Consider the following 15,486-nt stretch of genomic DNA (forward strand, 5'->3'; position numbering starts at 1 on the left):
CTTCCTGCCACAGTCGCATCCGCTAATCGGTCCAGCCGTGTTGCGGAAGGTTAATCAACCAGCTTTAACCAGCTTATGTTTCCCCAAGGGAAACGGAGGTCAGCGGATATGAGTTCCAACTCGCAGTCATCTGCGTCTGTCTACACTGCCTATCAAGGCAATACCTATCTTTTCGGCGGCAATGCGCCCTATGTCGAAGAGATGTATGAAAACTACCTCGCCAATCCGGGCAGCGTGCCCGACAACTGGCGCGAGTATTTCGACGCACTACAAAATGTTCCGGCCGCCGACGGCAGCAATGCCAAGGACGTTCCGCATCTGCCGGTCATCAATGCGTTTGCCGAGCGCGCCAAACAGGGCCAGACCAAGGTCGTGGTCGCCAGCGCCGACCTGGAAATGGGGCGCAAGCGCACGGCTGTCCAGCAACTGATTGCTGCTTACCGCAACGTCGGCGCCCGCTGGGCCGACCTGGACCCCTTGAAGCGCGCCGAACGCGACAATATTCCTGAACTGGACCCGTCTTTCTACGGCTTCAGCGATGCCGACCAGGAAACGGTGTTCGACACCAGCAACACCTTCTTCGGCAAGGAAACCATGAGCTTGCGCGAGCTGATGAACGCGCTGCGCGAGACCTACTGCGGCACGATTGGCGCCGAGTACATGTATGCCACCGACCAGAACCAGAAGCGCTGGTGGCAGCAGAAGCTGGAGAACATCCGCAGCAAGCCGAACTTCAATGCCGAGAAGAAAAAGCACATTCTGGAACGCCTGACGGCCGCCGAAGGCCTGGAGCGCTTTCTCCACACCAAGTTCGTGGGCCAGAAGCGGTTTTCACTGGAAGGCGGCGAGAGCTTCATCGCCTCGATGGACGAGCTGATCCAGTCGGCCGGCGCCAAGGGCGTGCAGGAAATCGTGATCGGCATGGCCCACCGCGGCCGCCTCAACGTGCTGGTCAATTCGCTAGGCAAGATGCCGGCCGACCTGTTCGCCGAGTTCGATCACACCGCGCCGGAAGACCTGCCCTCGGGTGACGTGAAATACCACCAGGGCTTCAGTTCCGATGTCAGCACCTCAGGTGGCGCGGTGCATCTCTCGCTGGCCTTCAACCCCTCGCATCTGGAGATTGTCAACCCGGTGGTCGAAGGCTCGGTGCGCGCCCGCATGGACCGCCGCGATGATCCGCATGGCCAGCAGGTGCTGCCTGTGCTGGTGCATGGCGATGCCGCTTTTGCCGGCCAGGGCGTGAACCAGGAAACCCTGGCGCTGGCCCAGACCCGTGGTTACTACACGGGCGGCACGGTGCACATCATCATCAACAACCAGATCGGTTTCACCACCTCCGACCCGCGCGACGCGCGCTCGACGCTGTACTGCACCGACATCGTCAAGATGATCGAGTCGCCCGTGCTGCACGTGAACGGCGATGACCCGGAAGCCGTGGTGCTGGCCACCCAGCTGGCGCTGGAGTTCCGCATGGAGTTCCGCAAGGATGTGGTGGTGGACATCATCTGCTTCCGCAAGCTGGGCCACAACGAGCAGGACACGCCTGCGCTGACCCAGCCGCTGATGTACAAGAAGATCGCCGCCCACCCCGGCACCCGCAAGCTTTATGCCGACAAGCTGGCCACGCAAGGCCTGGGCGAGACCCTTGGCGACGACATGAGCAAGGCCTATCGCGCCGCCATGGATGCGGGCAAGCACACGGTGGATCCTGTGCTCACCAACTTCAAGAGCAAGTACGCGGTGGACTGGAACCCCTTCCTGGGCAAGAAGTGGACCGACGCCGGCGATACCGCCATTCCCCTGGCGGAGTGGAAGCGCCTGGCCGAGAAAATCACCATCATCCCTGAAACCGTCACACCGCACCAGCTGGTCAAGAAGGTCTATGACGACCGCGCGGCCATGGGCCGGGGCGACATCCCCGTGGATTGGGGCATGGGTGAGCACATGGCTTTTGCCTCGCTGGTTTCCAGCGGTTTCCCCGTGCGCCTGTCGGGCGAGGATTGCGGACGCGGCACCTTCACGCACCGCCACTCCGTGATTCACGACCAGAAGCGCGAGAAGTGGGACACCGGCACCTATGTGCCTTTGCAAAACGTGGCTGAAAACCAGGCACCGTTTGTCGTGATCGACTCCATCCTGTCCGAAGAGGCGGTGCTGGGCTTCGAATACGGCTATGCCTCCAACGACCCCAACACGCTGGTGATCTGGGAAGCCCAGTTCGGCGATTTCGCCAACGGCGCCCAGGTCGTGATCGACCAGTTCATCGCTTCCGGCGAAGTGAAATGGGGCCGCGTCAACGGCCTGACGCTGATGCTGCCGCACGGCTATGAGGGCCAGGGCCCCGAGCACAGTTCGGCACGCCTGGAGCGTTTCATGCAGTTGTCGGCCGACACCAACATGCAGATCGTGCAGCCCACCACGGCCAGCCAGATCTTCCATGTGCTGCGCCGCCAGATGGTGCGCAACCTGCGCAAGCCGCTGATCATCATGACGCCCAAGTCGCTGCTGCGTAACAAGGATGCGACATCGCCGCTGTCCGAGTTCACCAAGGGCGGCTTCCAGACGGTGATTCCCGAGCAGAATGAAGCGATTGACAAGAAGGCCGACAAGGTCAAGCGCGTGATTGCCTGCTCCGGCAAGGTGTACTACGACCTGGTCAAAAAACGCACCGAGAAGGAAGCGGACGACGTGGCCATCATCCGTGTCGAGCAGCTCTATCCCTTCCCGCACAAGGCGTTTGCGACCGAACTCAAGAAGTATCCGAATGTCACCGATATTGTGTGGTGCCAGGACGAGCCGCAAAACCAGGGTGCCTGGTTCTTTGTGCAGCATTACATCCACGAAAACATGCAGGATGGCCAGAAGCTGGGTTACTCCGGCCGCGCCGCCTCGGCATCGCCTGCCGTGGGTTATTCGCATCTGCACCAGGAACAGCAAAAAGCGCTGGTGGATGGCGCGTTTGCCAAGCTCAAGGGTTTTGTGCTGACCAAATAAGGTCGCGGCAGTCCTTCAACAAGAACACACACGAAAGAAACAACATGGCTATCGTAGAAGTTAAAGTCCCCCAGCTGTCCGAGTCCGTGGCCGAGGCCACCATGCTGCAGTGGAAAAAGAAAATCGGCGAGGCAATCGCTGTTGACGAAATCCTGATCGAAATCGAAACCGACAAGGTCGTGCTCGAAGTGCCGGCCCCGTCCGCCGGCGTGCTGACCGAACTGGTCGTGGCCGATGGCGGCACGGTGGTGTCGGATCAGGTGATCGCGAAAATTGATACCGAAGGCAAGGCCGGCGCTGTCGCGTCTGCGCCCGCGGCCGCGGCACCGGCTGCCGCCACCACTGCGGCGCCAGCACCCGCTGCGGCAGCCGGTGGCGCCATGGCCGGCGTGGCCATGCCGGCCGCTGCCAAGCTGATGGCAGACCACCAGCTGGCGGCCGGCTCGGTGCCCGGCACCGGCAGGGACGGCCGCGTCACCAAGGGTGATGTGCTGGCGGCAACCGCCGCTGGTGCTCCCAAATCGGTAGCGCCTAGTGCAATCCCGACGGGTGCTCCAACCACTTCATTGCCACAAGTCGCGGCGCCTGTGAAGGCCGCTGACCTGGGCGAGCGTCCCGAGCAGCGCGTGCCCATGAGCCGCCTGCGCGCGCGCGTGGCCGAGCGTCTGCTGCAGTCGCAATCGACCAACGCCATCTTGACGACCTTCAACGAAGTCAACATGGCGCCGGTGATGGACATGCGCAAGAAGTTCCAGGACACCTTCACCAAGGAACACGGCGTGAAGATCGGTTTCATGAGCTTTTTCGTGAAGGCCGCCGTGCATGCGCTGAAAAAATACCCCGTGCTGAACGCTTCGGTGGATAGCAATGACATCGTCTACCACGGCTATTTCGACATCGGTATCGCCGTCGGTTCGCCACGCGGCCTGGTGGTGCCCATTCTGCGCAACGCCGACCAGATGAGCTTTGCCGACATCGAGAAAAAGATCGCTGAATACGGCCAGAAGGCCCGCGACGGCAAGCTGGGCATCGAAGAGATGACCGGCGGCACCTTCTCTATCTCCAACGGCGGTACGTTCGGCTCCATGCTGTCGACCCCCATCATCAACCCGCCCCAGTCCGCGATTCTCGGCGTGCACGCCACCAAGGACCGTGCCGTGGTTGAAAACGGCCAGATCGTGATCCGCCCGATGAACTACCTGGCCATGAGCTATGACCACCGCATCATCGACGGCCGCGAAGCCGTGCTGGGCCTGGTCGCCATGAAAGAGGCGCTGGAAGACCCAGCCCGCCTGCTGTTCGAGATTTAAAACCTGTCGGGGCATGAGGGCGGTCGCCGTCTGGCCGGCCGCCTCGCCCCTCATTCACTGGAAAAGAACATGTCCAAACAATTTGACGTGATCGTCATCGGTGGCGGTCCTGGCGGCTATGTCGCCGCTATTCGCGCAGCGCAGCTGGGCTTTAATGTCGCCTGTATCGACGAGTGGAAAAACGCCAAGGGCGGCCCAGCCCTGGGCGGCACCTGCACCAACGTCGGCTGCATTCCCTCCAAGGCCTTGCTGCAGTCTTCGGAACACTTCGACCATGCCGGCCATCACTTTGCCGAGCACGGCATTGGCCTGAAAGACCTGAGCATCGATGTGGCCAAGATGCTTGGCCGCAAAGACACCGTCGTCAAGCAAAACAACGATGGCATTCAGTACCTGTTCAAGAAGAACAAGGTCACCTTCTTTCATGGCCGCGCTTCGTTCGCGGCGGCCAAGGATGGCGTGTACGACATCAAGGTCGCGGGCACGGCGGAAGAAACCATTTCCGGCAAGCATGTCATCGTGGCCACGGGTTCCAATGCCCGCGCATTGCCTGGCGCGCCTTTTGACGAGGAAAACATCCTCTCGAACGACGGCGCGCTGCGCGTAGCCGCGGTCCCCAAGAAGCTCGGCCTGATCGGTTCCGGGGTGATCGGTCTGGAAATGGGCTCGGTCTGGCGCCGTCTCGGCGCAGAAGTCACGGTTCTGGAAGGCCTGCCCACATTTTTGGGCGCGGTCGATCAGCAGATCGCCAAGGAAGCCCACAAGGCTTTCACCAAGCAAGGCCTGAAGATTGAACTCGGCGTGACGGTGGGTGAGGTCAAGTCCGGCAAAAAGAGCCTGTCCGTTGCCTATACCAACGCCAAGGGCGAAGCGCAGACGCTGGAAGTCGACAAGCTGATCGTCTCGATCGGCCGCGTGGCCAACACCATCGGTCTGGCACCTGAAACCGTGGGCCTGAAGCTCGATGAGCGCGGCGCCATCGTGGTTGACGATGAATGCAAAACCAATTTGCCCAATGTGTGGGCCATTGGTGACGTGGTGCGCGGCCCGATGCTGGCGCACAAGGCCGAGGAAGAAGGCGTTGCGGTGGCCGAGCGCATCGCCGGCCAGCACGGCCACGTCAACTTCAACACCATTCCCTGGGTGATTTACACCAATCCCGAGATTGCATGGGTCGGTCAGACCGAAGAGCAGTTGAAGGCCGCCGGGCGCGCTTACAAGGCGGGTACTTTCCCCTTCATGGCCAACGGCCGTGCGCGTGCTTTGGGCGACACCACGGGCATGGTGAAGATGCTGGCCGATGCGGCCACGGACGAGATTCTGGGCGTTCATATTGTTGGCCCCATGGCCAGCGAGCTGATTGCCGAATGCGTGGTGGCCATGGAGTTCCGCGCCAGCAGCGAGGACATCGCGCGCATTTGCCACGCCCATCCATCGCTCAGCGAAGCCACCAAGGAGGCGGCGCTGGCGGTTGACAAGCGTACGCTGAACTTCTGACAGTTCGGGCCCGGTGACACAACTGGTGCGCTCAGCCTACGAGGCTGAACTCGCAACGCGGGGCTACACAAGCGACCCCGCGCAATTGCGTGCGATCGATGCGCTGGAGCGCTGCGCCACGGAATGGGCGGCCTTCAAGGCGCAGCGATCGAACGCCCTCAAGAAGCTGATCAACCGGCCGGACGTTCCCCGTGGCGTGTACATGTACGGGGGCGTGGGGCGGGGTAAAAGCTTTCTGATGGACTGCTTTTTCGGCGCCGTGCCGCTGAAACGAAAAATCCGGCTGCATTTTCACGAGTTCATGCGTGAGGTGCACCGGGAACTGCAGGACTTGCACGGCACTTCAAACCCGCTCGATGAGTTGGGCAAACGCATTGCCAAACGCTACCGGCTGATCTGCTTCGATGAGTTTCATGTGGCGGACATCACCGACGCCATGATTCTTCACCGCTTGCTGGCGGCGCTGTTTGACAATGGGGTGGGCTTTGTGACCACCTCCAATTTCCAGCCGGATGCGCTTTACCCCAACGGCCTGCATCGGGATCGCATCCTGCCCGCCATTGACCTGCTGAAGGCCAGGCTGGAGGTCATCAACGTCGACAACGGTACGGACTACCGCCGGCGCACCCTGGAGCTGGCAAGGCTCTACCACACGCCGCTGGGCCCAGAGGCCGATGCCGAGATGATGGAAACTTTTAACCGTCTGGCGGAGTCACAGGATGAAAATCCGGTGTTGCACATCGAGTCCCGGCAGATCTTGGCCAGGCGCAAGGCCGGTGGTGTGGTGTGGTTTGATTTCAAGGCCTTGTGCGGCGGCCCGCGCTCGCAAAACGACTACCTTGAGATTGCCAGCCAGTTCCATACGGTATTGCTGAGCGATGTGCCTTATATGCCGGTCAGGATGGCGTCCGAAGCCCGGCGCTTCACCTGGTTGGTTGATGTGCTGTATGACCGGCGGGTCAAGCTCATCATGTCGGCCGCTGTGGCGCCCGAGGCCTTGTACACGGAAGGCCCGCTGGTGCATGAGTTTCCCCGTACCGTGTCGCGGCTCAATGAAATGCAGTCAATGGAATTTCTGGCGCTGGAGCACCGGAATGTGGATACTTCACTGACATGAAACCCTTTGTCCTGGCCCTCTTTTTGGCATCACTGGGCGTGCTTGCGGGTGCGCAAACTGTTGCCCCTGACGTCGAGCCTGGACGTATTGACGCTGAACGCGCAAGAATCAGCGCCGAGCGCTCCCGGCTTGAAGCCGGTTTTCTGGCAGAAGATGCCGCTTGCTACCAGAAATTTGCGGTCAATAGCTGCCTGGGCAAGATCAATGTCCGTAGACGCGAGGCAATGGCGGATTTGCGCCGGCAAGAGATTTTGCTCAATGATGAAGAGCGAAAAATGAAGGGCGCCGAGCAGATCCGCAAAACCGAGGAAAAATCGTCACTTGAAAAGCAGCAGGAGGCCGCTGACAGGCGTGCCAAGGCGCTTGAGGACTACCAGTCACGGCTGGATCGTGAAAAGAAAAAGCAGGAAGATCGTGCCGCCGCCCAGTCCAGTGAAAAGGCCAATAGCGAAGCCAGCGCCGAAAAGTTAAAGGGCCATCAGGAAAAAGTCCAGGCGCGCACCGGGAAGCAGGCTGCCGCCGCTGAAGAAGCCAAAAAATACAATGACCGCCAGAAGGAGGCCCAGGAGCATCGGGCCCAGCACGAAAGTGACCAGCTCAAGCGGACAAAGCCTCCCGCGAAATCCCTGCCCCTGCCGGAATAGCGGTTTTCAGCTCAGCAATTCGAGCTTGACGACCACCAGCGATAAATTGTCACCGCCGCCCCGGGCGCGTGATCTGGCTTTCTGGATCAGGAATTCGGTCGCCTCCCGAGGCGACAGCATGGACAGGGCGGAGCCCATTTCGGTGGCGCTGAAGTAGTGCCACACCCCATCGCTGCAGGCCATCAGCACGTCATCGGGGCGCAGCTGCGGAATGAAGTGCTGGGTGATGGGTGGCGCTTCTTCGGTCCCGAGGCAACCCATCAGGATATTGGATTGAGGGTGGACATTGGCCTCCTCCTCGGTAATCTCACCCTTGTCGACCAGCGTTTGCACATACGAGTGATCCACGGTGCGGTGAATCAGCTTGCTGCCGTGGTAATGGTAGATCCGCGAGTCACCGGTATGCGCCCAGTGGCAATCCCCGCCGGGATTGATCAGAAACGCGGCCAATGTGCTATGAGGCTCCTGCTCGGCCGAGATGGCGGTCAGCTTGATGACGATGTGGGCTTCTTCAATGATCTGCTTGAGCATGGAAGGCGCATCGTCGGTCGCAGGCGCGTAACGGTCAAAGAGCTGTTTGGCCGTCAGCATGACCTGGTCAGAAGCTTTGCGCCCGCCGCTTCGCCCCCCCATGCCGTCGGCCACAATACCCAGCATGCAACCGGGAATGCGAGGATGGGTGTACAGGTTGACCTGGTCTTGCTGGTAGTCGCGGTCTCCCTTGTGGATACCGGTGGCCGCCGTGATTCGATAACCTTTGGACATTGTGTAGTCGTTCAAGCCCAAGGCTCGATTTATGGTCGCAATCGACGTATTATCAGACGAAGCAGCGCGTACGGATAAAAACTTTGGACTCAAATTTACACTCCCCTAAACGTCAGCTGATTGAACTCCAGATTGCGCACGCAGACCTGAATGCCCTGGTTGATATTGCGGTGCATGCCATGCCTGTTGACGAAATACGGCTCAGACGCCTCAAGAAACGCCGGCTGCAACTTCGCGACCAGATTGCGCGGCTGGAGTTGTCGCTAGACCATCCCGAGCCTGCGTGATGAATCTGGCATTTGAAGTGCAGGAGGCTTTCGCCCCGGATGGCGTTTTGTCGCGCGCGGCGGAGCACTTTGTGCCGCGCAGTGGCCAGACCGAGATGGCGCTGGCCGTGGCGCGTGCCATCGAGGGCGGCTATGCGCTGGTGGTGGAAGCCAGCACGGGGGTCGGTAAAACATTCTCGTACCTGGTGCCGGCCTTGCTGAGCGGGGAGAGGGTACTGCTGTCTACCGCGACCAAAGCCCTGCAGGACCAGTTGTTTGGCCGTGATCTACCGCGACTGGTCGAAGCGCTCGGCTTGCCGGTGCGCACCGCTTTGCTCAAGGGGCGTGGGAGCTATTTGTGCCTGCACCGCATGGAAATGGCCCGTCAGGACGCGCATCTGCCCGATGGCATGTCGGTGCGTGCGCTGGCACGGATTGAAGAATGGTCCAAGGTCACCCGGACCGGCGATCTGGCGGAACTGCCAGGGCTGGATGAACGTTCCCCCGTGATACCCATCGTGACCTCCACGCGGGAAAACTGCCTGGGCACGCAATGCCCGCGTTTTCGCGCCTGCCATGTGAATCTGGCCCGCAGGGAGGCCATGGCGGCGGACGTGGTGGTGATCAACCACCACCTGTTTTTTGCCGATCTGGCCGTTCGCGAGTCAGGTGTTGCGGAGCTGCTGCCTTCGGTGCGCATTGCCATTTTTGATGAGGCACACCAGCTCAATGAAACGGGCGTGCAGTTTCTGGGCAGAAACCTGACCACGGGCCAGCTGCTGGACTTTGCTCGCGACATGCTGGCCGCCGGGCTGCAGCTGGCCCGTGGCCTGGTGGACTGGCAGGAGGTGGTTGGCGTCACGGAACTGGCGGCCCGGGAGTTGCGCTTGTGTGCCGGCAGGCAGTCTCCCGGTACCCGGTTGCGCTGGACGGCCGAGGGGCCCGAGAGCCTGGACCCCACGGCCTGGAAGGAGGCGCTGGAAGCGGTTCGCGCCGCCTGTCAGCAAGCCTGTGAAGCGCTAGACATGGTCAGCGAGATCGCACCTGATTTCGTCCGCCTGCATGAGCGTGCCACCGAGTTGGCGGTGCGTGCCGAAGGCTTCGCCAATGGCTGTGAGCCGGGTTGTGTTCGCTGGGTTGATGTGGGCATGCAGTTGCGACTCGTCGAATCACCGCTGGATATTTCAAATGCGGTGAAAACCAGGGTGCTGGGCGCGGAGGGCGGGGATGCGAAATCCTGGATATTTACCTCTGCAACGCTGGGCGACGACGACAAGCTCAGTTGGTTTACCCAGCCTTGCGGGCTGACGGAGGCGGAAGTCCTGCGTATCGGCAGCCCTTTTGACTACGCGCGTCAGGCGGCTGTGTACATTCCGCCAAACTTTCCCAAGCCCGGCGACCCATCGCATACGGCGAAAGTCGCGGAATCGGCCGCAGCTTGGGCCAGGCAGCTGGGCGGACGCACCATGGTGCTGACCACCACGCTGCGGGCACTGCGGACGATTGGCGACGCCCTCCATGCCGCGTTTGAGAACTCCGATGATATGGAAGTCCTGGTTCAGGGAGCCATGCCCAAGCGGGTCCTGATCGAGCGTTTCCGGGAAGGAAGTTCGCAGGGTGGCAAGGGCTGTGTGCTGGTGGCCTCGGCATCGTTCTGGGAGGGTATCGACGTGCCCGGCGATGCGCTTCAGCTGCTCGTCATTGACAAGCTGCCCTTTCCGCCGCCCAACGATCCGCTGGCGGAGGCTCGTTCGAAGCTGCTGGAGTCACAGGGGCGCAGCGCGTTCAATGACTATTTTCTGCCCGAGGCTGCGGTGGCGCTCAAGCAGGGGGCGGGACGGCTGATACGCCGGGAAACCGACCAGGGCGTGCTGGTGGTGTGCGACAGCCGTCTGGCGTCCATGGGCTACGGACGGCGATTGCTGCGGGCACTGCCTCCGATGCAGCGGCTGGCATCGGAGCAGGAGTTGATGGAAAGACTGGAAGGTCTTACCAGAACTTGTACCAGGGATTGTCTGCAGACTTGAAGCCTTTGCTCATGTAGTGGCTCTGCGGATAGGTCTTTTCCAGGATGCGGCGGGTGTCATCGCGCAGTTCGGTCATTCCGAGTGCGTCGTAAGACTTGTAAAGAATGTAGGTCGCTTCTTCGAGCGCCGGCACGTCCCGGTAGTCGGCAATCGCGGTCTGGGCGCGATTGATGGCGGCCACGTAGGCGCCACGGGAGTAGTAGTACCTGGCCACGTGGACTTCGGATTGTGCCAATGAGTTGACGATGTAAGTCATGCGCAGGCGCGAGTCTGGCGCGTAGCGTGACTCCGGAAAGCGGGCCACCAGTTCCTTGAAGGATTCAAACGATTCCTTCGCCGCCTTTTGATCGCGTTCGGACAAATCCTGGCGCGAGATGATGCTGAAAATGCCGAGGTTGTCGTTAAAGTTCACCAGGCCTTTGAGGTACAGCGCATAGTCCAGCGCCGGGCTGGCCGGGTGCAGCTTCATGAAGCGGTCCAGCGTGGCGATGGCCTGGGCCTGTTCGCCGCCCTTGTACTGGGCATAAGCCTTGTCAAGCTGGGCTTGCTGCGCAAGCGGTGTGCCGGCGGCACGGCCTTCGAGCTTCTCGTAAAGGGGGATGGCCTTGTCGTAGGCGCCGGAGCCCGCTTCGTCCTTGGCCTCGGCATAAATCTTGTTCGGGCTCCAGGAGGCCGTCTTGTCAGGCGCGGGGGTGGTGGAGCAGCCGGCCACTAAAAAAGACAATGCGCAAACAGCAGCAACAAGCGGCGATGCATTGGGAACAACCGATAATTTGGTGGAAAACATTGCGATCGACCTTCTTGATGACTGATTCTGAAAAAAGCAAATTAATTATATCGGGCGCTGTTGCTGCCTCTGGCCTGCCTGATGAGCCTGATGAAACTCAGGAGGAGGAGGGGGATAGTCACGCCGAACTGGAATTGCGACAGGTGGCGGTTCCCGCCGAGAGCCATGGGAGCCGCCTGGACCGGGCCCTGGCTGGCATTGTGCCCGAGTTCTCCCGCAGCTACCTCCAGCAATTGATCGAGGCCGGCGTGGTCCGGCTGGGCGGCGTGACGGTGACCAAAGCCTCCACCAAGGTCAAGGCCGGGGACGTGCTCACCATCGAGTTGCGGCCGACGCCGCAAAGCCAGGCCTTCAAGCCGGAGGCCATGGCGCTGGATATTGTGTTTGAAGACCCTTACTTGATGGTGATCAACAAGCCTGCCGGACTGGTCGTGCACCCGGCGCCCGGCAACTGGAGCGGCACCTTGCTCAATGGCTTGCTGGCGCATGACCCGCAGGCATCCTTTCTGCCGCGGGCCGGCATCGTGCACCGGCTGGACAAGGACACCAGCGGGCTGATGGTGGTGGCCCGCCAGCGGCAAACCATGGACCAGTTGATCAGCCTGATCGCCGCCCGCGACGTCAGCCGGGAATACATGGCGCTGGCCCATCGTGCATGGCAGGGTGCCAGAACCCGCGAAGTGAACGCGCCAATCGGTCGGGATCCGCGCAACCGCCTGCGCATGGCGGTCGTGGATCTCGAGAGGAATTCGGGCAAGACCGCCTCCACGGTGGTGACCCTGTTGCATAACGGGGATAAGCACTGCCTGGTAAAATGCAAACTGCATACCGGCCGTACGCATCAGATCCGGGTTCATATGGCGCATCTTGGCCATCCGCTGGTATCCGACGAGTTGTATGGCGGGGCCGTTGCGGGAGGACTGGACCGTCAGGCCTTGCATGCCTGCCGGCTGGCGTTTGAGCATCCCGTGACAGGCGCCATGATGGCGTTCAAGTCAACGCCGCCCGCTGATTTCCAGGCGGCTATGGCCGGTTTGGGCCTGATATACAATCAAATTCAGTAGTTTTCGGCTACCCGCACCATGGCGCCCCTGACAAGGAGATTGCGCATGGATGCAATGCGCGGACCAGCGCCTTTTCCCGCCCTTTTTCGGAGCGACCAATCATGAACACGACGGATGCAAAGCGCGTCCTCGAAACAGCACTCATTTGCGCGCAGCAACCGCTGCCTTTGCGCGAGATGGGGGTTTTGTTTAACGGGGTACTGACGGCCGACAGCCTCAAGCTGGTGCTTGAAGAGCTGCAAAACGACTGGTCAGGGCGTGGCGTTGAACTGGTTCACGTCTCAACGGGCTGGCGCTTCCAGAGCCGGCCCCAGATGCGCGAATACCTTGACCGGCTGCATCCCGAAAAGCCGCCCCGCTACAGTCGGGCTACCCTGGAAACGCTGGCCATCATTGCTTACCGCCAGCCTGTGACGCGCGGCGACATGGAAGACATCCGCGGCGTCACGATCAACAGCATGATCCTCAAGCAATTGGAGGATCGCGGTTGGGTGGAGGTGATCGGGCACCGGGAAACCGTGGGCCGGCCGGCACTTTATGCGACGACTCGGCAGTTTCTCGACGATCTCGGTGTGGAGTCGCTGGACCAGCTCCCCGCAATGGACAGCACGCCCGCCCAGGTGGCCATGCTCGAGCAGATTGAGTTTGGCATGGCCGAAACTGCAGGGCTGCCGGCGGCGGAGCCATTCGCCGAGGGGGAAGCTGCAGACAACGAAACCGCTGTGCTGGAAGCGCAAGCGGAAAGTCCGGAAATCCAGGAAGACCTGACGCCGAATGTCGGCACCAGTCCTGAACATGATCCTCATGATCAGGACGCCAGCGATACGCTCGCATGAATGTAAAAGCATGAACCACCAAGACCATCCCGCCTCCGAAGCCCCGGCTGCCCCTGAAAAAGAGCCAGATACGGTTGTAGCCCCTGAGCAGCCTGCGCAGGTAGCTCCTGATTTGATAGCGTCTGGCGAGCCGGAGAAAGCGGCCCCGCCGGCAGAGCCCGCACCCGTCGCCGGGCGGCGAGCGCCTGCGGCAGGCAGCATCCGGTTTGAAGATGTGGTGACCGGCCAGTATGACGCCGACGAAGAGGATGTGGCGCTCGAGCTGCCCAAGCGGGTGTTGGCGCCGCAGCCCGAAACGCCCAAGCTGCACAAGGTGCTGGCCCAGGCCGGGCTGGGTTCCCGCCTGGAAATGGAGCAACTGATCCTTGAGGGGCGCATTTCGGTCAATGCCGAGCCCGCCCATATCGGACAGCGCATCCAGTTTGGCGATACCGTCAAGGTCAATGGCAAGCCCATTCGGGTGCGCATTGACCCGCCGCCGCCGCGCGTGATTGCCTACCACAAGCCGAGCGGGGAGGTGGTGACGCACGACGATCCGCAAAACCGTCCGACGGTGTTCCGTCGTCTACCGAAACTGTTCCAGGGTAAATGGCAGTCCGTGGGGCGGCTGGATCTGAACACCGAAGGCCTGCTGTTGCTGACGAGTTCCGGCGAGCTGGCCAACAAGCTGATGCACCCGCGATTTGGGCTTGAGCGTGAATACGCCGTCCGGGTATTGGGTGCGCTGAGCAGTGAAGAAAAAAAGCGCCTGCTGGAAGGCGTGACGCTGGAGGACGGCCTGGCGCAGTTCCGCTCGATTGAGGCCGGTGGCGGCGAGGGCGCGAACTGCTGGTACCGGGTCACCATTTCGGAAGGGCGTAACCGCGAGGTCCGGCGCATGTTTGAGGCCGTGGGTCACGCCGTGAGCCGCCTCATCCGCATCCGTTATGGCGCCATGGTGTTGCCGCGCGGTCTCAAGCGGGGCGCGTTTGTCGAGCTCGATGAGCGGGATATCTGGGCGCTGACCAATGCGGTGAGTCGCTCGGAGTCGCGCGACGATCCGCGTGGCGAGCCCGGAAACCAGGCTTATCCGGCGGGTGAGGGCGGCGATGAACGCCGCCGGGGTCCGCGCAGAAATGATCGTTCACGCGGCGCCCGCGGACGGCCTCCCGTTGCCGATGCCGCATCGTCATCCGGCGCCGAGCAGGAACCGAATGAGTTGCAGCCGCCCATGAACCGGAGCGATTCCGCACCTCGCGGTAACCGGCGTGGCGGTGGCAAGGGTCGCAGCCAGGGCGCAAACCCGGGCGGCGGTGCACGCTTTGGGCAAGCGGCTGGCAATGCCGGCGCGCAGGGCCCCAAACGCCGCGACGGCGGCGGCAACCGGGGTGACCGGGGCGAGAGAAGTGCCGGTGGCGGGCAGCCCGATCCGATGAAGACCTCGTTTGGTTATATCGGTGCGGATACCTTCACGCGGCAGCGCCAGGGTCAGGGCCAGGGGCCGCGTCGCAGCGGAGGTGGCGGAGGTGGCGGAGGTGGCGGAGGTGGCGGAGGTGGCGGAGGTGGTTTCGGCGGTACCGGTGGCGGCCAGCGCCGGGGTGGAGGCAATCGTGGCGGTGGAAACCGCGGCGGCAATCGCTGAACGCCGCAGAAGCACTTCATTTTGCAGGGTTGCTTAAAGCAAGCGGCCCACGGGTTAAAATCATGGGCTTTATTCAGTGTTTTGAATAATTTAAAAATCCAGCAAATTCAGGATCTAAGGAAAACTCATGGCGATCGAACGCACTCTCTCCATCATCAAACCCGACGCAGTGGCAAAAAACGTGATCGGCCAGATCTACGCACGTTTTGAAGCCGCCGGCCTGAAGGTCGTTGCCGCCAAGATGGTTCACCTGTCGCAAGGCGAAGCCGAGGCTTTCTACGCGGTTCACAAAGAGCGTCCTTTCTTCAAGGACCTGGTTTCGTTCATGATCTCCGGCCCGGTGATGATCCAGGCGCTCGAAGGCGAAGGCGCTGTTCTGAAGAACCGCGACCTGATGGGCGCTACCGATCCGAAGAAGGCCGCTGCCGGCACCATTCGCGCCGATTTCGCCGACAGCATCGATGCCAATGCCGTGCACGGCTCTGACGCCGTCGAAACGGCCAAGGAAGAAGTCGCTTTCTTCTTCCCGGGCATGAACGTTTACGCACGTTAAGC

13 protein-coding genes are annotated in these 15,486 nt (G+C 61.5%); 11 read left to right on the plus strand and 2 right to left on the minus strand.

The features are described from left to right. Positions 1–108 precede the first annotated feature (108 nt). From PJE01S_RS07760 to PJE01S_RS07780, 5 genes are all read left to right on the plus strand, one after another. The gene (locus tag PJE01S_RS07760) at positions 109–2,997 is read left to right on the plus strand and encodes a 2-oxoglutarate dehydrogenase E1 component (protein ID WP_068832594.1); all 2,889 of its coding nucleotides are present in this window, start codon (positions 109–111) and stop codon (positions 2,995–2,997) included. A 44-nt stretch (positions 2,998–3,041) separates the two neighbouring features. After that, on the plus strand, positions 3,042–4,307 hold the full coding sequence (odhB, locus tag PJE01S_RS07765; RefSeq protein WP_068832595.1) for a 2-oxoglutarate dehydrogenase complex dihydrolipoyllysine-residue succinyltransferase: 1,266 nt from the start codon (positions 3,042–3,044) through the stop codon (positions 4,305–4,307). A gap of 69 nt (positions 4,308–4,376) precedes the next feature. Next, the gene (lpdA, locus tag PJE01S_RS07770; protein WP_068832596.1) at positions 4,377–5,804 is read left to right on the plus strand and encodes a dihydrolipoyl dehydrogenase; all 1,428 of its coding nucleotides are present in this window, start codon (positions 4,377–4,379) and stop codon (positions 5,802–5,804) included. Positions 5,805–5,817: 13 nt separating this feature from the next. Beyond that, entirely contained in the window at positions 5,818–6,921 is a 1,104-nt protein-coding gene (gene zapE / locus PJE01S_RS07775) for a cell division protein ZapE (protein ID WP_068832597.1), read from the plus strand. After that, the gene (locus tag PJE01S_RS07780; protein ID WP_068832598.1) at positions 6,918–7,565 is read left to right on the plus strand and encodes a hypothetical protein; all 648 of its coding nucleotides are present in this window, start codon (positions 6,918–6,920) and stop codon (positions 7,563–7,565) included. The genes zapE and PJE01S_RS07780 overlap by 4 nt, the downstream gene beginning before the upstream one ends. A 6-nt stretch (positions 7,566–7,571) precedes the next feature. Here PJE01S_RS07780 and PJE01S_RS07785 read toward each other — a convergent pair whose 3' ends face one another. After that, on the minus strand, positions 7,572–8,330 hold the full coding sequence (locus PJE01S_RS07785; protein WP_068832599.1) for a PP2C family protein-serine/threonine phosphatase: 759 nt from the start codon (positions 8,328–8,330) through the stop codon (positions 7,572–7,574). Positions 8,331–8,413: 83 nt separating this feature from the next. Here PJE01S_RS07785 and PJE01S_RS24400 point away from each other — a divergent pair, with 83 nt between their 5' ends. Together PJE01S_RS24400 and yoaA are read left to right on the plus strand one after the other, a co-directional pair. Next, positions 8,414–8,617 carry a DUF465 domain-containing protein gene (locus PJE01S_RS24400; protein WP_084389422.1) on the plus strand — a complete coding sequence of 68 codons (204 nt, stop codon included), beginning with the start codon at positions 8,414–8,416 and terminating at the stop codon, positions 8,615–8,617. Next, positions 8,617–10,623 carry a DNA repair helicase YoaA gene (yoaA, locus tag PJE01S_RS07790; RefSeq protein WP_068832600.1) on the plus strand — a complete coding sequence of 669 codons (2,007 nt, stop codon included), beginning with the start codon at positions 8,617–8,619 and terminating at the stop codon, positions 10,621–10,623. The genes PJE01S_RS24400 and yoaA overlap by 1 nt, the downstream gene beginning before the upstream one ends. Here the strand turns inward: yoaA and PJE01S_RS07795 are convergent. Then, positions 10,586–11,410 (minus strand): outer membrane protein assembly factor BamD, encoded by an 825-nt coding sequence (locus tag PJE01S_RS07795; protein ID WP_068832601.1) that lies wholly within the window; start codon positions 11,408–11,410, stop codon positions 10,586–10,588. The genes yoaA and PJE01S_RS07795 overlap by 38 nt on opposite strands. Before the next feature lie 17 nt (positions 11,411–11,427). On the opposite strand from PJE01S_RS07795, the gene PJE01S_RS07800 reads away from it, so the two are divergent. The 4 genes from PJE01S_RS07800 (at position 11,428) to ndk (ending at position 15,484) form a co-directional block, all read left to right on the plus strand. Then, positions 11,428–12,474 carry an RluA family pseudouridine synthase gene (locus tag PJE01S_RS07800; RefSeq protein ID WP_068832602.1) on the plus strand — a complete coding sequence of 349 codons (1,047 nt, stop codon included), beginning with the start codon at positions 11,428–11,430 and terminating at the stop codon, positions 12,472–12,474. Between the two features lie 101 nt (positions 12,475–12,575). Next, positions 12,576–13,310, plus strand: coding sequence for an SMC-Scp complex subunit ScpB (gene scpB, locus PJE01S_RS07805; protein WP_068832603.1), 735 nt, complete (start codon positions 12,576–12,578; stop codon positions 13,308–13,310). A 10-nt stretch (positions 13,311–13,320) separates the two neighbouring features. Continuing rightward, positions 13,321–14,931: a pseudouridine synthase gene (locus tag PJE01S_RS07810; protein ID WP_068832604.1), complete on the plus strand. Its 1,611-nt coding sequence runs from the start codon at positions 13,321–13,323 to the stop codon at positions 14,929–14,931. Between the two features lie 127 nt (positions 14,932–15,058). Continuing rightward, on the plus strand, positions 15,059–15,484 hold the full coding sequence (ndk, locus tag PJE01S_RS07815; protein WP_068832605.1) for a nucleoside-diphosphate kinase: 426 nt from the start codon (positions 15,059–15,061) through the stop codon (positions 15,482–15,484). The last annotated feature ends 2 nt before the right edge of the window (positions 15,485–15,486 follow it).

Origin of the sequence: Polaromonas jejuensis NBRC 106434, from assembly GCF_001598235.1 — a bacterium.
Classification (GTDB): Bacteria; Pseudomonadota; Gammaproteobacteria; order Burkholderiales; family Burkholderiaceae_C; genus Polaromonas; species Polaromonas jejuensis.